The sequence below is a fragment of the Rhodococcus sp. C3V genome, assembly GCF_029269915.1.
Taxonomy (GTDB): Bacteria; Actinomycetota; Actinomycetes; order Mycobacteriales; family Mycobacteriaceae; genus Rhodococcus_F; species Rhodococcus_F qingshengii.
Window position 1 is genome coordinate 61972 of the sequence record NZ_JARJBE010000016.1, and the last position, 17108, is coordinate 79079.

The following is a 17108-nucleotide window of genomic DNA, read 5'->3' on the forward strand; positions in this document are numbered from 1 at the left end:
CATAGTTGATTGTCTCTCCGGCGCTTCTCTGTGTACACCGCCTACTGAATGCGCTCGGTCGGCGGACCGCTGCGGAGTGTTGTAGTTGGGGATTGGCGGGTTGGTGTCGACTCGGGATGATCACGTGTGTCTTGGTGCGCGGCGTGTCTCGTTGCCCCGGCCAATGACGCTTCCCCTGGTACATCCGGCGGTCGACCTCCCGCCCGACACTGATTCGGAGTGACAACGGATTCGAGGAGTTTGGGGGAACTCCGGGCGGGTAGGTGAAGGCGGTGAAGACAAATGAACACTTCCAGGGAAAGCGATCCGGCGCCGCAGGTGAGCGGGCCTCGGTGCTGTTGATCGCGGAACCGGGCAAAGCTGCGGCTCTCGCCGAACGCATCGCGAAGTATCTGCCGCAACGGCTGCGAAGCCGTGACCGCCTCGAGCGCCGGTGGACGACCTGTGTACGTAGCAAGCCCTACCTCTCGGATGAGCAAACAGACTTCGCAGACGTCATCGAGGCGGTCGATCCGTCCTCCGAAGGGGAGGACATCGTCGTATACCTCACTGATCTACCACGCCGCGAAGATACGCTGCCGGTGGTGGCCGACGTCAGCCCCGACCATTGCTTCGCGCTTGTCTCTGTCGCCGGGGTGGGTGCGATCCACATCGAGCGCCGCGTCCGCGCTGTTACCGAACTCGCGATAGCCCGCATCCTTGGTGAACCGGAACTCATGCCGCAGGGCGCGGCGCGACGGTTCCCGTGTGTGCAGACGGAGAATGGCAGCCGTTACTTCGCGCCATCAGGACTGCGGCGGTTACGACTGTTGTCGGGGATGGTGCGGGCGAACCGTCCGTGGCGGCTGGTCGCCGGACTGTCGAAGGTGCTCGTCGGTGCCTTCGCCACGGGTGCGATCGCGCTGGCTACGAGCACGATTTGGTTGTTCGCCGACACGATGGGCCCTTGGCGTATGAGCGCGGCTACGGTCCTGTCGATCGTGGCGATGATTCTCTGGCTGATCGTCGATCACGAACTGTGGGAGCGGCCGAAGTCGTCGGAAGAGCGCGATCGATCGGTGCTGTACAACATTTCGACCGTGGTCACCCTGTTTATCGGCGTGACTGTCCTCCACGTGGCCCTGTTCTGTCTACTGTTGTTCACTGCGTGTCTCACACTTCCCCCGGAACTGCTGGCGCGCACTCTCGGACACGGGGTGAACTTCTCCGACTACCTCACGCTCGCCTGGCTGCTGGCGTCGATCGCCACGATAGGTGGTGCTCTCGGGTCGGGTCTCGAGGACGACGACGCCGTCACGGAAGCGACGTACGGGGTCAGGCAGCGGCAACGCATCAAGGAGACCCGAACGCGGTCGAACGAGGCGGATGAATGATCGCGAGAGGGCTTCGTAGGTGCTACTGCCGGTGGCGTTCGCGACCGCGGGCGACGTCGTGATCCCTGCCGACGGTTCGTGATGGGAATGTGCGGCTGACCAGTGCAGTCCTCATCCTCTCGTGATGATCGAACGCAGCACGAAGTGGAGGACCACAGCGATCGGGGCTCGGACCGCGACACCGGCCAGCGCGTACCGTGATCACGTGACGGCCCAACCGAATCCGATTTCACGAGCGCCGAATTCGGGTTGTCTACAGGTGGGGTAGTGCTGCGGTGAGGAAGACGGCGCCGAAGGCGATTCCGGCAATGCCGGTGAGGATCCCGACGATACCGGCGCTGCTGTCTCCCGGATCGTGTCCGGGGGTGTCGGGTCGACGCGCTGCCAGGGCGGTTCCGATGGCGGCGGCACCGAGGAGGATGCCGAGGCCGAACATCCAGAACGTCAGTATCGAGAGGGCACCGAACATCAACGCCATGTCGCTGTATTCGTCGCTGGTGACAGGACGGTGCTGATCCCACCAATCGGGTGGGGTGTGCGCTCGGGATTCGGCGTTGCCGGTGTTGTCGGATTGTTCGTGCGGGGGGATGGTGGATGCAGTCATGACAGCTAAAGGGTTCTCGTGCTGATTCTTTCGTGTGGTGGATGGGCCGATCGGCCATACGGGTGCAGAGAGGACCGAACGGCGGTGGGGATCGAAAGGGCGGTGGGGTGAGTCCCGAGCACGCATCGCGTGTCTTCGGAACTCACCCCACCGTGGAACGCTTGTCCGGGCCAGTAGGATCAGGCTTCGACCTGGACCTGAGTTGTCGCTTCGATGGTTTCGGTACGTGAGGGCGGTCCGGAGGAGACCTCGATCCGCCGCGGTTTCGCCTTCTCCGCGATCGGCAAGGTCACCGTCAACACGCCGTTGTCGTATGAGGCGACGATCTGTTCGGCGTCGATGTCGTCGCTGATGGACAGTTGCCGTCTGTATGTTCCAGCGAAACGCTCACTCGCCAGCCAGCTCACACCCTCTTCGGAAAGAGCGGTGCGATGCGCGGTCAACGTCAGAGTCGAGCCGTCGATGTGAACGTCCACCGAGCCTGGATCGACGCCGGGAAGATCGGCGTGCAGGACGTACTGGTCTTCGACCTTGTAGAGGTCCATCGGCATGAACCGTGGACTGCGTCCGTTGCCGGTTCCCGCGGCGAGTACGGACTTGGTGATCGCGTCGATGTCGGTGAAAGGATCGAAACGAAGCACAGCAACACACCTCCCATGTCGTGAAAAGAAAGGTCACCGCCACTGTGGCGGTTGACCGAACTCACTGTGCGAGAACATGATAACCACACGAATTAGCACTCTGCAACCGAGAGTGCCAGAAGCTTTGGGGAAGTGTTTCGGTCCCTGAAGATCGCTGCTTTGTCTGGTCCCGACAAAAGCGGCCGCCTTCGGCCTCGATTCGAAGCGGGCGGCGCGGTACGGCACTTCGTCAGTAGTGGCGGTGCGGTAATGGAGCCGCCGGCTCTGTCGCCTTCGATGCCAAGAAGTGGTCACGCTAGCCGCGCAGTAGCCGTGGCGGCTGGAAAGGTGGCCGTGCCTGGTATTTGGTTTGCAGATGCTGTTCCGAATGCTTTTGCACAATAGGTCTTTTCCCGATGTTTGCGGGTGGATCGGGCATCGAACATCGCGGGTGCTGGTTCGTCGGAGTCGCTGCGACCGATGTCGGTGTTCGTGCACACACCGAACCGGCTGTAAGGGAGAACACTTCGGCCACCGTCAAAGCTTGCTCATCACAATGGAACTGGGACTTTCGACCCTGTCGTCTACAAGCAGTGCGCAATAACCTTCGTCGGGTCGGGGGCACCCGTTCCTTTCGAGGGGGCAAACAATCGGGCGGGTGTTCGTCAAGGCAAGGCCATATCACCCTCACTGGTCTCCTTGCCGGGCCTTGAGCTGTGGGCGCCCAGAAGTGCTCAGGGCCCGCCCGATGCGGGGATCGAGAAAGCGAAGACGAAAGGTTCTCAGATGAGCCGAAGGAGCGATCGGCGATCGACAAGTTCTGCTCGCCGCCTGGCCACGCGGACTATCGGTGTCAGAGGTTCGGCGTGTAAGCCGAACTCGCTCACGGCAGAAGATCTGAGGGCTGTAATCGAGTCCCTCACTGGAGTTCTCGTTGCTCGAGAATCGAGCGCGGAAACCGCACCTCTCGCCGGAAATCCTCCGTCGTCGACGCCAACTGACAGGCAGTTCTGAATCGCACCGGCATTTTCGCAGCCGGACAGCATATTCGAACTCGGACGCGCTGTCAGCCGGGACGGGTGGTAATCACAGAAGTAGGTGGAAGATGTCGAAGGCGACTGTCCATTGGGCTGTGCCGGGGTTCTTGCGGTCCGGCTCGACCGTGGCGAAAGTTTGCGCCAGCGCTACGCTCAACCCTCCTGCGATCAGCGGCAGTCGTTGCTCTGTCTCCTCTGAGAGGGCCACGTCCAAGGGCGGGCGGGCCGTGAGCTGATCGAGCAGCGGTTGAAGTTCGATCTCCTCGTCGAGTTTTTCGAACCGGTGGATGCTCTCCTGTAATCCCTTGGTGATCGGCAGGTCCCACGGTTCGATCACGTCGCGCAAGTTTGCTTTCGCGGAGGCTTTCCCGATCAGGATCACGTCGTAGATCTTGTCGTCGATGAAATCGGTATAGCGCTTGAGATCGTTCCGGTCGACCTGCAGTCCGGCCGCTGCCCTGAAGAACCGCTGGAATTTCACGGTGCCCATTACTGGCATGTCGTCAGCTCCTTTCGAAGTATTCATGGATTTGGCGTACGGCCATCGCTCCTTCACCGACGGCGGATGCGACTCGTTTCACCGAACCGCGGCGGATGTCGCCCGCCGCGAACAAGCCGGGCAGGCTGGTTTCGAGCGTCCTGGACAGGCCGCCGTTGATATGCAGGTTGCCGTCTGCTCGGGCGTGGATCGCGTCCATGCCGGTGAGGACGAAGCCGTGGTCGTCGAGTGCGATCGCGTCGGCAAGCCACCCGGTGTGCGGTACCGCCCCGATGAAGACGAACAGGGCGCGCACCCGAATCGTGTCCTGGTCGCCGGTGCGATTGTCCTCGACCGCAATTGCTTCGAGGTATTTCTCGCCGTGGACCGCACGAATCTCGGTGTGCCGGTGCACGGTGACCCGCGGATGGCGTTCGATCTGGTCGACCAGGTATCGGGACATGCTCTTCCCGAGGTCATCGCCGCGGATGAGCAGGTGCACCTGTGAGACGTGCTCGGCGAGGAAGACGGCGGCCTGGCCGGCGGAGTTGCCGCCACCGACGATGGCTATCGGGTCGGTGCCGCATATCCGCGCTTCCTGATGCGTTGCGGCGTAGTACACGCTTGTTCCTTCCAGCGCCTCGATCCCCTGAACGGCCAACTTGCGGTACCGCGCCCCGGCGGCGAGCACAACGGCCCGGGCGTGCACCGACCCGCCGTCCGCCAGTCGGAGCACATGGTTCCCGGCCTCGGATCCCAAACCGGTCACTTCTGCCGACACCAGGATGCGGGCGCCGAACTTCCCGGCCTGGAGCACGGCTCGCTCGGCCAATTCGGAGCCGGAGACCCCGGCGGGGAATCCCAGATAATTCTCGATCCGGGATGAGGTACTGGCTTGGCCGCCCGCAGCGATCCGCTCCAACGTCACCGTGTTCAACCCGTCCGAGGCGCCGTACACCGATGCGGCCAGGCCGGCCGGTCCGGCACCCACGACGACGAGGTTGTAGACGTCCTTGGCTGCGTCCGCGACGGATGCCGGGACAGGAAGCCCGACGACGCGTGCGAGTTCCGCATTCGTCGGATTGCGCAGCACCTTCTCGCCGTGCCAGATCACGACGGGTGTGTCCTCGGGTGCGACGTTCAGGCTGCGTAGCAGCTGCTCCACTCGTTCGTCCTGTTCCAAGTCGAACCACTTGTGGGGCAAACGGTTTCGCATCGCGAACTCGCGAAGCCGCAACGTATCCGGGGAGAAGCAGGAGCCGATGATCCGGAATCCGGAGCCGAGCCCGATCAGCAAGTGCCGACGCACAAGGTAGGCGCGCAGGATCAAATCGCTGAGCACGGGATCGTGGGCAATCAGCTCGCGTACCTGCTCGGCCGGGACGACGAGTATCTCGCCGTCTTCGATCGCTTCGGCGGTGAAGAACGCCACCTGACCTTCCAGGAGTCCGAGCTCGCCCAGGAAACGCCCAGGACCGTGCACGCGCAGTATCCGGCGCTCGCCGTCCGCGTCGCCTTCGTCGACGACTGCGATCTTTCCGGAAAGGACGACGACGAAATCGTTGTCAGGCGCGCCTTCTCGGATCAGCACCTCGCCGGCGTGAACCGGTCGACGCGAGCCACCGACCTCGAGCTTCGCGACCTGGTCGTCCGTCAGCCGCGGGAACGCGCCCTCCTCGTCCGGGGTCTCGTCGTCGACCGGCGGGCTGTACCCGATGGGTGAGGCGCCCTCAGACGAAGTTCTGGTCGACATAACACCACCGCCAATCCTCGCCGGGCTCCATCGACTGGACGATCGGATGCCCGATGGCGTGAGCGTGAGCACTCGCGTGCCTGCCCGGCGAAGAGTCGCAGCAACCGACGTGTCCGCACGTCAGGCACAGCCTCAGATGCACCCACGGGGTGCCGAGGCGAAGACATTCCTCGCAGCCCTGCGGGGTACGGGGCACCACGGCCCGGATCGCGGTTACATGTGGGTCCGCATGGACAGGACTCATGACTTCGCCTCCTCGCCGGCATTTTCCGAGAGCGCCTGATCGAGCCACGTGCGCAGCTGGGGGACCGGAGCTGCGCCCGACTGGCGAGCGAGAACCTCACCCCGGTCCATCACCAGCAGAGTCGGCACGGCGCGGACGGTGAATCGTTCAGCCGTCCGGGGTGCAGCATCGACGTCGACCTTGACCAGCTTGATCTGGCCGGCGTGTTCTCTGGCGAGCTGCTCGAGCGCGGGGCTGACCATGCGACACGGGCCGCACCACGTCGCCCACAGATCCACGAGCACAGGCACCGAGGATTTTTCGACGATCTCCGCGAAGTCACCGTCTCCCGCCGCGGCGATCCAGGGCAGCGGCTCGTGGCAGTTGCCGCAGCGAGGTTTTCCTTCCCCTGCTGCCGGGATGTTGTTGGTCTTGCCGCAGTTCGGGCACTTCACCTTTTCGGATCCCATGACCAGTTACCTCTTCTCAGGCCGCCGCGAAGGCGGGTTCGGCATACGCGACGGCAAGCTCGCCGCCGTCCACCGTGACGCTGATGGTGCCGTCCGGTTTGATCTCGCCGCGCAACAGTGCACGGCCGATCTTGGTTTCGACCTCGTGTGCGATGTATCGGCGCAGCGGCCGCGCACCGTAGACAGGGTCGAACCCGTGTTCGGCGATCAGTCGGCGTGCCTCCGGCGTGATTTCCAGGTGTATCTGTCTCTCCGACAACCTGTTTCGAAGGTCGGTGAGTTGCAGTTCCACTATGTACTCGATCTGGGGCAGGGTGAGTGGGGAGAACAGCACGATGTCGTCGACCCGGTTGAGGAATTCGGGGCGGAAATGCCCGCGCAGTTCTGCCATCACCCGTTCCCTGGCGTCCGGCTTGATTTCGCCGTCGGCTGTGACCCCGTCGAGGAGATGCTGGGATCCGATGTTGGAGGTCATGATGATCACCGTGTTCCGGAAATCGACTTGCCTCCCTTGAGAATCGGTGATCCGGCCGTCGTCGAGCACCTGCAGCAGGGTATTGAAGACGTCGGCGTGGGCCTTCTCGATCTCGTCGAAGAGCACCACGGAGTACGGCTTACGCCGCACCGCCTCGGTGAGCTGGCCACCTTCGTCGTACCCGACGTATCCGGGAGGTGCACCGATGAGCCGACTCACCGTGTGCCGTTCCTGGTACTCGCTCATATCGAGGCGCACCATGTTGTCTTCACTGTCGAATAGGGCGCTGGCCAATGTCTTTGCAAGCTCGGTCTTTCCGACGCCCGTCGGGCCCAGGAAAATGAACGAACCGATCGGTCGACGAGGATCACGGATACCGGACCTCGCCCGGATCACAGCGTCCGCGACCAGTTGCACCGCCTCGTCCTGACCGACGACCCGCTCGTGCAGGATCTCGTCGAGCTTCAACAACTTCTCCCGCTCACCTTCTTGCAGCCGGGCGACCGGGATACCCGTCCATGCGGCCACGATCTCTGCGATCTCGTCTTCGGTGACCACTTCACGCAGCAACGGATTTCGGCCTTGTCTGGTGGCCAGTTGCTCCTCCGCCGCCTCGAGCCGGCGTTCGAGCTCGGTGATCTCGCCGTATCGCAACTCGGCTGCCCGATTGAGGTCGTAGTTGCGTTCGGCGGCCTCGGCCTCGACGCGCAACCGTTCCAAATCTCCTCGCAGTTCTTGCACCCGCCGGATCGCCTGCCGCTCCGCCTCCCATTGAGCGTGCCGGGCGTCTGCCTCGGCCCGCAGGTCGGCCAGCTCCTTGCGCAATTCTTCGAGGCGCGCCTTGCTGGCCGCGTCCGTTTCCTTGGACAGTGCGGCCTCTTCGATCTCCAGACGGGTCACCTTCCGGGTGAGCTCGTCGAGTTCGGCAGGCATCGAATCGATTTCGGTGCGGAGCCGAGCGCATGCCTCGTCTACGAGATCGATCGCCTTGTCCGGAAGGAAGCGGTCGGTGATGTACCGGTGCGAGAGGGTCACGGCGGCCACCAATGCACCGTCTTGAATTTTCACGCCGTGGAACACCTCGAGGCGTTCTCGAAGTCCGCGCAGAATCGAGATCGCATCCTCGGCACTGGGCTCGTCGACGAGAACGGTCTGGAATCGACGCTCCAGTGCCGCATCGGATTCGATGTGCTTGCGATACTCGTCGAGAGTGGTGGCACCGATCATGTGCAGTTCGCCGCGTGCGAGCATCGGTTTGAGCATGTTGCCGGCATCGAGAGACCCCTCGCCGCCGACCGAGCCCGCTCCGACCACGGTATGCAACTCGTCGACGAACAACAGGATGCGCCCCTCGGCAGCCTTCACCTCGGACAGCACGGCCTGCAGTCGCTCCTCGAACTCGCCGCGGTACTTCGCACCGGCCACCAGAGAACCCATGTCGAGCGAGAAGATCGTCTTGTCGCGTAGGCCCTCGGGCACGTCGCCGCGGACGATCCGCTGGGCGAGACCCTCGACAATCGCAGTCTTACCTACACCGGGGTCGCCGATCAGCACCGGGTTGTTCTTCGTTTTTCGGCTCAAGATCTGAGTTACCCTGCGTATCTCGGCATCCCGACCGATGACCGGATCGAGTTTGCCTGCCCGCCCCTCGGAGACGAGGTCGCGCCCGTACTTCTCCAATGCCTCGTAAGCGCCCTCCGGGGTTGCCGACGTGACACGCTGATTGCCGCGCACCTTCGTCAGCGCTGTGAGGAAGGCGTCCCGTGTGACCCCGTGACTGGCGAGGACCCGCCCGGCCGCGCTGGCCGATCCTTCCTCGGAGAGTGCCATCACAAGATGCTCCACCGAGACGTAGGAATCCTTGAGTCTCTTCGCCTCCCGTTCTGCGGCGTCGAGCAGCTTGGCCAGACGCTGGGTGATCATCACCTGACCGGGAGTTGCGCCGGGGCCGCTGACTTTCGGCCTACGCGACAGTTCACGATCCAGATCGGATCGCAGTGCGTCGACGTTCGCGCCGGCCTGTTCGAGCAGTCGGGGCACCAACCCATCCTGCTGATCGACCAATGCGAGCAGCAGATGCTCTCCGTCTACCTCGGTGTGGCCCATTCTGGTCGCTACATTCTGGGCTTCCTGCAAGGCTTCTCGTGATTTTTCAGTCAAGCTGCCGGTGTCCATCAGGACGTCCTCCTTCTGTGGGCCGCTGCTTCGAGTTTTTCGATTCGATCCAACAGATCGAGCACGAGCCCGATTGCCGTGTAGTTGAGGCCCAGACCTGTCCGCAGCCGTTGGATGCGTGCGGCGTGGGTCACTTCGGATGGGTCGAACGACATCTCACCGCCGGCGTAGTGGTTGGCGTCGAGCAGCCCGAGAGCCACGAGTTTTCGTGCCAGATCCGGGTGCAGCCCAGTACGTTCGGCGAAGGCGTCCGGCGACAATCCGGTACGGCGAACCAATACGTACTGAGTGATTGGCGTTGAGGTGCTCATGTCTCTTTCCTCGGATTGAAGTTCGATTCGGCACCCAACTGTTCGAACAGTTCACGTTCGCGTGCTGTTGGTTTCGACGGAACCATCACCTTGATCTCGGCGTAGAGGTTGCCGTTGGCGCCGCGCGGATTCGGCATACCCTCTCCGCGCAAGCGCAGCTTCCTACCAGTCGAAGAGCCAGGCACCACTTTGACTTTCGCCTCTCCGCCCGGTGTGGGAACGACGACTGTCGACCCGAGCACCGCCTCCCATGGCGATACGGGCAGATCGACGTAGATGTCCCGGCCCTGTACGCGGAACCGTGAATGCGGTTTGATCCGCACCACGAGGTACAGATCCCCAGGCGGCGCGTCACCGTTGCCTCGGCCGCCTTGCCCGGCCAACCGGATTCGCTGGCCGTCCAGGACGCCGGCTGGAATGTCGACGTCATACTGCCGTCCGTCCAGTCTGAGAGTGCGTTTCCCGCCCTGGTAGGCCTCCTCCAGAGCCAGTTCCAGTTCGGCTTCCTGGTCGGCACCGGGAATCGGTCCGAACCCACCGCCTCCGCCGAACATCTGCCCGAAGAGGTCTTCGAAGTCGACGGCACCCTCACCACCGACACCGTGGCCGAAGTGCACCCTTCTTCCGCCACCGCCGTACCCGCCACCGCCGTACCCGCCACCGCCGTACCCGGCGGCGTTTGCCCGCACCCGTTCGTCGTAATCCTCGGGTACATGCCGGAAGTCGTCACCGAATCGGTCATAGCGTTTCCGGGTGTCCGGGTCGGACAACACCTGATAGGCCTCGTTGACCTCCTTGAACCTGTCCTCCGCAGTGGGATCCTTGTTCACATCGGGGTGGTACTTGCGGGCCAGCTTGCGGTACGCCTGCTGAATTTCGTCGGTGCCGGCGCCCTTCGGTACGCCGAGTACTTCGTAGTAGTCACGGGCCATCGGTGCTCACCCCTCTGGGCGGCTGACGACCACCGCGGCGGGCCGCAACTGTCGCCCGTCCTCTCCATAACCCGGGCGCAAGACCTCGACCACGGTCCCGGACGGAAGGTCGGGTCGGGTTACCACACTGACCACTTCGTGGAGTTCCGGGGAGAACGGCACACCGGCCTCGTCGTGGCGCTCGAAGCCGAGTCGTGAGAGCACCTGTACCGCCTGGTCCCGGATCGCCTTCACACCTTCGACGACGGCCTGCGGATCGCTGCCTGCGTGTGCAAGCGCAAGCTCCAAGTTGTCCAGTATCGGCAGCCACGCCGCCGAAACCTTCGCTACTTCCGCGGCGCGTTCACGGTCCAGATCTTTGGCGTATCGCTTGCGCAGGTTGTCCAGATCTGCGACGGCCCTGCGCCAACGGTCCTCGAGTTGAGACAGCTCGTCTGCCGTCTCGGCGCGATCGGACTCGGTCTTGCTTTGATCCGTGTCGGCGCTGTTGGTAGTCGGCTCAGTCGTCGAATGATCTGCAGACATTTCCATCGTGCGCCTCAGCTTCGATCGAATTCGGCGTCGATCACGTCGCCGTCATTCGACGACGCAGCATCAGCGCCGCCTGCTTGGCCGTCGTCCGACTGGTCCGGCACAAGTCCGTAGAGCAGCTGTTGCAGCTCCGAGGTGAGTGGCTGAACCTCCGCGGGTGAAGCGCCGTCCTGCACGGCCTTTCGGGCGTCGGCAACCAGCATCTCGGCCCGCGCCTTCTCATGCGGCGGGGCACTGTCACCGAGTTCGGCGAGTCGCCGCTCCACTTGATACGCAACCGAATCGAGCCCGTTGCGCGCGTCGACCGCCTTGCGCAGCGCCTCGTCCTCACCCCGGTTCCGTTCGGCCTCCGCCAACATGCGCTCGACCTCACCCTGATCCAGGTTGCCCTGTTCACTGATCGTGATGCTCTGTTCCTTGCCGGTATCCTTGTCGCGAGCGGTGACGTTCAGGATGCCGTTGGCGTCGATGTCGAAAATGACTTCCACCTGGGCCTCGCCACGTGGCGCGGGGCGGATGTCTTCCAGCCGGAACCGGCCCAGCACCCGGTTGTCGGCCGCACGTTCGCGTTCGCCCTGCAACACCACGACGTCTACGGCGGACTGATTGTCTTCCGCCGTGGAGAACACTTCGCTGCGCCGTGCCGGGATCGTCGTGTTCCGCTCGATGATCTTCGTCATCACCCCGCCCTGCGTCTCGACTCCGAGGGACAGTGGGGTGACATCGAGTAACAACACATCGGAAACCTCGCCTTTGAGCACGCCTGCCTGGACTGCGGCTCCGAGGGCAACGACCTCGTCCGGGTTGACGCCCATGTGGGGGTCCTTGCCGCCGGTCAGCCGGCGAACCAGCGCCTGTACAGCCGGAATACGTGTCGAACCGCCGACCAGTATCACTTCGTCGATGTCGTTGGCGGCGACCTTGGCGTCACTCATGGCCTGCTTCACCGGGCCGAGGCACCGTTCCACCAGATCGGCAGTCAAATCATCGAACTTCGATCGCATGATCGTAGTGGTGAGATGTTTGGGACCATTCGCGTCAGCGGTGACGAAAGGCAGGTTTACCTGGGCCTGGGTCACCGAGGACAGCTCAACCTTTGCCTTCTCCGCGGCTTCGAACAGTCGTTGCAACGCCTGCGCATCCTTACGCAGATCGATGTTCTCCGCGCGCTGGAATTCGTCGGCGAGGTAGTCCACTATGCGTCGGTCGAAGTCGTCGCCGCCCAAGTGGGAGTCGCCGGCCGTGGAACGAACCTCGACTACCCCCTCTCCGACGTCCAGCAGGCTCACATCGAAGGTTCCGCCGCCGAGGTCGAAGACCAATACGGTTTCATGGGTCTGTTTGTCCATGCCGTACGCGAGTGCCGCAGCGGTCGGTTCGTTGATAATCCGCAAAACCTCGAGGCCTGCGATACGGCCGGCGTCCTTGGTGGCGTTTCGTTGCGCGTCGTTGAAGTAGGCAGGAACAGTGATGACCGCTTCCTTCACCTTCTCACCGAGGAACTTGCTCGCGTCGTCGACGAGCTTGCGCAGCACGAGAGCGCTGATCTCCTCTGGTGCGTATTTCTTGCCGCGCACGTCGAAGCGGGCCTCACCGTTGTCACCCGCTACGACGTCGAAGCTGACCGCTTTGGCTTCCTCGGAGATCTCGTCGTAGTGACGTCCGATGAAGCGTTTCGCCGAGTAGATCGTGCCCTTCGGATTCAAGATCGCCTGCCGTCGGGCAAGCTGGCCCACCAGACGCTCACCGTTCTCGGTGAACGCCACCACCGAAGGCGTCGTCCGTGCTCCCTCCACATTGGAGATCACCACCGGCTCGCCGCCTTGCCAGCTTGCGATGACCGAGTTGGTTGTGCCCAAGTCGATGCCTACAGCAGTTGTCATGACTCAATTCCTTTCGATCGGCCCGGCCGTTGAGCAAGTGCGATTCCGCCCGCAACTCGCTCGATGTCGGCAAGGACTTCGTAGTTCCCTGGTTTTGGCGAGTGGATTGGGTGAAGTCACGGAGACCGAGCAGGGCGCCGATAACGGCGCCCGACACCAATCCGTGGATGGCGGGCGTGAGGCTTGACAGCAGCCGAGGATTTCCGCGACTGCGCTTTGACATCGCTGAGTTTTGACATCACGCCCCTCAGCGTTGATGTTGTGGGGTTCGCCGGGCGTGTGCGTACTGACAGGGCCCGATCGCCGGTCAACCGGTTGAGCTCACGAACCACCCAGCCATGATGAGTCTTTTCGTCCACCTAAAGGGCGTCAACAACATTCGCCTGATGGGCGGTGTGAAACGGGGCAGCGGTGACCACGCCTGCCCTTGGTCGAAGATGCCCGCCCGAACCCGATCGCCGCGGCCATCGCACGAAACTCCGAGTGTCGGCCGCTACACGAAAACTCGAGTGTCGGCCGTTACTGCGGTACGTCCACACTACCGCGGCGCATGCAAAAGGAGAACTCCCTTTGCGAAAGATCGTCACAGTCAGTGAACAGCAGCTCCGTTGAACCCGGACGAGATTCATTGTAGTTCTATCGAATCTCCTTGTGACAGAAAGGTAATGAGCCACCGCTGGCCGGTTCCAATTGGTTGCGAGTAGGTGGCGCACACCCGCGTGCTGCACGGTTCAACGTCCCGTTCTGTGGCTGGTCAACAGACCGCTCAGGCGGAATTTATTGCAAATCAACATTTTTTGGACACCGATATCGCTGGACTTGCGTAATTATCGTCTATTCCTTGCGGCATCATTCGGCCGAGGGCTCGGTTTGCCCCTGACGCGGCGCGCGGATGTGCACGTCCGCTCGTCGTTATGTTTGTCTCGGTCCTGGCCGCGTCAAGGATGCGGGACGACTTCGGTCCAGTCGCAGTCGCGGGGCCGCGACTAGCTTTAAAGCAACGTCGGAATGTTCGACGTTGCCCTGTCGATGCGTTCTCTGACCTGACGACGCAGTCCACCGCTCACAGCGCCGCCACGGCCGCCTCGGCGACGGTCTTGTCCTGCTCCCCGGTGCCGCCGCTGACGCCGACAGCGCCCACGACCTGGCCGTTGTGCCGCAGAGGCACACCGCCGGTGAAGATCATGATGCGCCCGGCGTTGGAGGCGTGTATCCCGTAGAACTGCTCGCCCGGACCCGCGTTGGCCGCGAGGTCCTCGGTCGAGACGTCCAATGCCCGCGCGGTGAACGCCTTGTTGATCGAGATGTCGATGCTGGCGATCCAGGCACCGTCCATCCGCACGTGAGCCACGAGGTTGCCGCCGGCATCGACCACCGCAATGTTCGACGGCGACTCGATCTCGGTGGCTTTGGCCTGTCCTGCGGCGATGACCCGCTGCGCATCGTCGAGGGACACCGAGGTCTGGTTCACGGTCATGACGCACCTGCCCCGAGCTTCGCGAACTGCTCGACGATGGCCTGACGGAACGCAGGAAGGTCGTCGGGCGAGCGGCTCGAGATCAGGTTCCCGTCGATCGCGACCTGTTCGTCTACGACTTCTGCTCCTCCGGCCCCGTCGGCAGTCGATATCGCTATCTGCTTGCCCTGCAGTGGCATTGGCATCGTTGTGCTCCTCTCGGTTCTGGCCGTGTCAGGGATGCAGGACGACTTTGGTCCAGCCGTCGTCGCGAGCGTCGAAGTGCTGGTAGCCGGATTCGGCTTCGGCGAGCGGGAGTTCGTGGGAGATGATCCAGGAGGGCTTTGCCCGGTCCTCGTGGATGAGGTCGCGCAGTTGCCGGTTGTAGTGTTTGACGTTCGCTTGTCCGGTGCCGATCTTCTGGCCCTTGAACCAGAATTTGCCCATGTCGAAGGCGATCTTGCCGTTGCGCTCGAGTTCGTCGGGGCCGTTCTGGTCCTGGGGAAGGAAGATGCCGACCACCCCGATGTGGCCGGTGAAGCGCACCGAATCCACGAGCCGGTTCATCGTCATGGCGGCGTCCTCGTGGCCTTGCGGGTCGTGTGCCTGATAGCCGACGCACTCGCACCCCTTGTCTGCGCCTTTCCCGTTGGTTTGCTCGAGGACCTGCTCGACGGGGTCGCCCTTCGAGTCGTCGATGGGGACGACGCCGATCTCTTCGGCCAGGCGTAGTCGGTCGGGGTGGCGGTCGACGATCATCACCTTGCTCGCTCCCTGGATCATCGCCGAATACGCGGCCATCAAACCGACTGGGCCAGCGCCGTAGACCACCATCGAATCGCCGGGTTGCATGTCGGCCAGGCGGGTGCAATGCCATCCGGTGGGAAAGATGTCCGACAGCATCACGTAGTCGGTTTCCTTGTCCTGGGCATCCTCGGGCAGTCGCAGACAGTTGAAGTCGCCGAACGGCACTCGCAGATATTCCGCCTGTCCGCCCCAGAACGGGCCCATCCCCGCGAAACCGAATGCAGCGCCGGCCATCTTCGGATCGGGGTGCACCGTCAGGCAGAATGCGGTCAACCCTTCCTCGCAGTTTCGGCAGAAGCCGCAGCCGATGTTGAACGGCAAGCACACTCGATCCCCTGGCGATACTTTGACCACTGCATTGCCGACTTCGGCGACGATGCCCAAGTTTTCGTGACCGAGGACCATTCCGGGCTCCAGATCGGTGCGGCCTTCGTACATGTGTAGATCCGACCCGCAGATGTTGGTGCTCGTGATCTTCACCAGCACATCTGTCGGATTCTCGATCCGCGCATCGGGCACGTCCTTGACGTGGACCTCTCGAGGCCCGTCGTATACAAGCGCTTTCATCGCGGCACTCCCTTGTCTTGTAGCTGCGGCTTTCCGGTTGATCTCGCCGGCCGCAGGCGTCCACGCGTGAGCGACCGACCGAATGAATCGTGCTGTTCGGGGAAGGTCCACGGCGCGCGGAAGTGAAGACCGCACCAAAATGTCGGCGCACCAACATTTTTCCTGCCATCGACGCAACTGCGGCTGCATTCAGGCATCGCATTCCCTCACCATGGAGTCTCCTCCTTCGGCTCTACGATCGCTAGGGGTTGGGATCGGTTTCCTCGAACGGTGGGTCTGGGTACCTTCCATTAACCGATGGATGGTGTGATGCTTGACAGTGTTCACCACCTCGAAGAGGAGATCCGATATGGCCACCAAGGCGCTGCTGGTCCGACTTGAAGCGAAGCCCGGCAAGGAAGAAGCGGTCGAGGAATTCCTCCGATCGGCACTGCCGCTCGTCGAGCAGGAGCCCGGCACGAAACCCTGGTTCGCGGTGCGGTTCGGGCCCTCGTCGTTCGGCATCATCGACGCATTCCCGGACCAAGCTGCCCGCGAGACACATCTCAATGGTCCGGTCGGCAAGGCCCTCGGCGAACGCGCCGACGAACTCTTCGCTGCGCCGCCCGAAATCAGCTACCTTGACGTTCTCGCTGAAAAAGTCTGAACAGCCGACTGGAAAATGTCTTGTCGATGGCGGTCACATTCGGTTGTGAATACAGTTGTGCCACAGCCATGCCCGAATCACGGTAGCTTTGCCGGCGTGTGCGGCTGTGGCGTACTGTCCGTCGCTCGCTTCGGCCCAGGTATCGGTAGATCACGAGCAGGGCACTCAGTCGAGCCAACTCGCTACCCGTGTAGAAAGAGCATTTCAAACTCGTTTCATTGCAAAGTGTTTCGAGTTTGAAGTGACCTGCCTGGAGTGAAGTAGGACTCCTTGTTCTTGGAGGAGGGCTTAGTGGAGCACCACGGATCATCGAGCAAGGACGATTGGTGCTAGTCCTGTTGGAAAAGATGGTCGTAGACGATGGCAGAGGTGCCCTCGTTGAGGTCCCGGATGCGGTTGACGGCGAAAATTTCTGCAGTCGCTGCGATACCGATGGCCCGGAATCGCTTTCTTCCCAGCGTCATTCATAGGTACTGACTGCAAGCCCGATTCCGATCGGGAAGGTGAAGACTCCCCACTACACGGCCGGTCGCCAGTGAACTGTCGATCTACCCGGCGATCGGTCCGGCCAGGATGAGACCACTTGCGATCGAGTACGTCATCATCCCGGCGGCGAAACCGATGAGTTCGACCTGCCGCAGTTCGTTCGTGTTCTTGTTGAGCGCATCGAAACCCTAAGCGAAGGATTGGATTTCGGATGGCTGTTTCAGGTTTGAAAAGCGGTGATGACACGTCCATGCGGGGTTGGCGTCGGAGCGGTGTGCTCC

Annotated in this window: 16 protein-coding genes and 1 pseudogene; 2 read left to right on the forward strand and 15 right to left on the reverse strand. The window is 62.6% G+C overall.

The genetic code is table 11. The annotated features are described in order from the left end of the window. The first annotated feature begins 272 nt into the window (after positions 1–272). Positions 273–1373: a hypothetical protein gene (locus P3G66_RS28530; RefSeq protein ID WP_276117434.1), complete on the forward strand. Its 1101-nt coding sequence runs from the start codon at positions 273–275 to the stop codon at positions 1371–1373. A 253-nt stretch (positions 1374–1626) separates the two neighbouring features. On the opposite strand, the gene P3G66_RS28535 is transcribed toward P3G66_RS28530, so the two are convergent. The 14 genes and pseudogenes from P3G66_RS28535 to P3G66_RS28600 all read right to left on the reverse strand — a co-directional run bounded on the left by P3G66_RS28535 (position 1627) and on the right by P3G66_RS28600 (position 15695). Continuing rightward, on the reverse strand, positions 1627–1977 hold the full coding sequence (locus P3G66_RS28535) for a hypothetical protein (RefSeq protein ID WP_276117435.1): 351 nt from the start codon (positions 1975–1977) through the stop codon (positions 1627–1629). A gap of 179 nt (positions 1978–2156) precedes the next feature. Continuing rightward, complete coding sequence (locus P3G66_RS28540) at positions 2157–2618, reverse strand: Hsp20/alpha crystallin family protein (protein WP_031331396.1); 462 nt, start codon at positions 2616–2618, stop codon at positions 2157–2159. Between the two features lie 1065 nt (positions 2619–3683). Next, a complete protein-coding gene (locus P3G66_RS28545) occupies positions 3684–4124 on the reverse strand; it encodes a DUF1931 family protein (RefSeq protein WP_024487875.1) in 441 nt (146 codons plus the stop codon). Between the two features lie 13 nt (positions 4125–4137). After that, on the reverse strand, positions 4138–5865 hold the full coding sequence (locus P3G66_RS28550) for an FAD-dependent oxidoreductase (RefSeq protein ID WP_276117436.1): 1728 nt from the start codon (positions 5863–5865) through the stop codon (positions 4138–4140). After that, the gene (locus P3G66_RS28555) at positions 5843–6109 is read right to left on the reverse strand and encodes a UBP-type zinc finger domain-containing protein (RefSeq protein WP_007735548.1); all 267 of its coding nucleotides are present in this window, start codon (positions 6107–6109) and stop codon (positions 5843–5845) included. The genes P3G66_RS28550 and P3G66_RS28555 overlap by 23 nt, the downstream gene beginning before the upstream one ends. Next, on the reverse strand, positions 6106–6558 hold the full coding sequence (gene trxA, locus P3G66_RS28560) for a thioredoxin (protein ID WP_007735549.1): 453 nt from the start codon (positions 6556–6558) through the stop codon (positions 6106–6108). Before trxA ends, P3G66_RS28555 begins: the two co-directional genes overlap by 4 nt. 16 nt (positions 6559–6574) lie before the next feature. After that, positions 6575–9208, reverse strand: a complete 2634-nt coding sequence (gene clpB / locus P3G66_RS28565) for an ATP-dependent chaperone ClpB (RefSeq protein ID WP_276117437.1) — start codon at positions 9206–9208, stop codon at positions 6575–6577. Beyond that, on the reverse strand, positions 9208–9519 hold the full coding sequence (locus tag P3G66_RS28570) for a chaperone modulator CbpM (protein WP_276117438.1): 312 nt from the start codon (positions 9517–9519) through the stop codon (positions 9208–9210). The genes clpB and P3G66_RS28570 overlap by 1 nt, the downstream gene beginning before the upstream one ends. Next, a complete protein-coding gene (locus P3G66_RS28575; protein ID WP_276117439.1) occupies positions 9516–10451 on the reverse strand; it encodes a J domain-containing protein in 936 nt (311 codons plus the stop codon). Before P3G66_RS28575 ends, P3G66_RS28570 begins: the two co-directional genes overlap by 4 nt. 6 nt (positions 10452–10457) lie before the next feature. After that, positions 10458–10982, reverse strand: a complete 525-nt coding sequence (locus P3G66_RS28580) for a nucleotide exchange factor GrpE (protein ID WP_007735553.1) — start codon at positions 10980–10982, stop codon at positions 10458–10460. An 8-nt stretch (positions 10983–10990) separates the two neighbouring features. Then, entirely contained in the window at positions 10991–12865 is a 1875-nt protein-coding gene (dnaK, locus tag P3G66_RS28585) for a molecular chaperone DnaK (protein ID WP_276117440.1), read from the reverse strand. 1063 nt (positions 12866–13928) lie between these two features. Beyond that, positions 13929–14342 carry a heme-binding protein gene (locus P3G66_RS28590; protein WP_064074379.1) on the reverse strand — a complete coding sequence of 138 codons (414 nt, stop codon included), beginning with the start codon at positions 14340–14342 and terminating at the stop codon, positions 13929–13931. Beyond that, positions 14339–14470: pseudogene (locus tag P3G66_RS28595) on the reverse strand (DJ-1/PfpI family protein); the annotation flags it as partial. The pseudogene P3G66_RS28595 and the gene P3G66_RS28590, both read right to left, overlap by 4 nt. Before the next feature lie 85 nt (positions 14471–14555). Next, positions 14556–15695: a glutathione-independent formaldehyde dehydrogenase gene (locus P3G66_RS28600; RefSeq protein WP_024487877.1), complete on the reverse strand. Its 1140-nt coding sequence runs from the start codon at positions 15693–15695 to the stop codon at positions 14556–14558. A gap of 349 nt (positions 15696–16044) precedes the next feature. Between P3G66_RS28600 and P3G66_RS28605 the strand changes: the two genes are divergently transcribed. Beyond that, on the forward strand, positions 16045–16341 hold the full coding sequence (locus P3G66_RS28605) for a hypothetical protein (protein WP_020971354.1): 297 nt from the start codon (positions 16045–16047) through the stop codon (positions 16339–16341). A 329-nt stretch (positions 16342–16670) separates the two neighbouring features. Here the strand turns inward: P3G66_RS28605 and P3G66_RS28610 are convergent, their stop codons facing one another. After that, on the reverse strand, positions 16671–16805 hold the full coding sequence (locus P3G66_RS28610; protein WP_276117441.1) for a hypothetical protein: 135 nt from the start codon (positions 16803–16805) through the stop codon (positions 16671–16673). Positions 16806–17108: the final 303 nt, after the last annotated feature.

Bases quoted from the DNA above. Each gene is read 5' to 3' on its own strand.
- P3G66_RS28555 (WP_007735548.1), bottom strand. From the start codon at position 6,109: ATGAGTCCTGTCCATGCGGACCCACATGTAACCGCGATCCGGGCCGTG.
- P3G66_RS28580 (WP_007735553.1), bottom strand. From the start codon at position 10,982: ATGGAAATGTCTGCAGATCATTCGACGACTGAGCCGACTACCAACAGC.
- dnaK (WP_276117440.1), bottom strand. From the start codon at position 12,865: ATGACAACTGCTGTAGGCATCGACTTGGGCACAACCAACTCGGTCATC.
- clpB (WP_276117437.1), bottom strand. From the start codon at position 9,208: ATGGACACCGGCAGCTTGACTGAAAAATCACGAGAAGCCTTGCAGGAA.
- P3G66_RS28605 (WP_020971354.1), top strand. From the start codon at position 16,045: ATGGCCACCAAGGCGCTGCTGGTCCGACTTGAAGCGAAGCCCGGCAAG.
- P3G66_RS28535 (WP_276117435.1), bottom strand. From the start codon at position 1,977: ATGACTGCATCCACCATCCCCCCGCACGAACAATCCGACAACACCGGC.
- P3G66_RS28545 (WP_024487875.1), bottom strand. From the start codon at position 4,124: ATGGGCACCGTGAAATTCCAGCGGTTCTTCAGGGCAGCGGCCGGACTG.
- P3G66_RS28610 (WP_276117441.1), bottom strand. From the start codon at position 16,805: ATGACGCTGGGAAGAAAGCGATTCCGGGCCATCGGTATCGCAGCGACT.
- P3G66_RS28600 (WP_024487877.1), bottom strand. From the start codon at position 15,695: ATGAAAGCGCTTGTATACGACGGGCCTCGAGAGGTCCACGTCAAGGAC.
- P3G66_RS28550 (WP_276117436.1), bottom strand. From the start codon at position 5,865: ATGTCGACCAGAACTTCGTCTGAGGGCGCCTCACCCATCGGGTACAGC.
- P3G66_RS28575 (WP_276117439.1), bottom strand. From the start codon at position 10,451: ATGGCCCGTGACTACTACGAAGTACTCGGCGTACCGAAGGGCGCCGGC.
- P3G66_RS28590 (WP_064074379.1), bottom strand. From the start codon at position 14,342: ATGACCGTGAACCAGACCTCGGTGTCCCTCGACGATGCGCAGCGGGTC.
- trxA (WP_007735549.1), bottom strand. From the start codon at position 6,558: ATGGGATCCGAAAAGGTGAAGTGCCCGAACTGCGGCAAGACCAACAAC.
- P3G66_RS28570 (WP_276117438.1), bottom strand. From the start codon at position 9,519: ATGAGCACCTCAACGCCAATCACTCAGTACGTATTGGTTCGCCGTACC.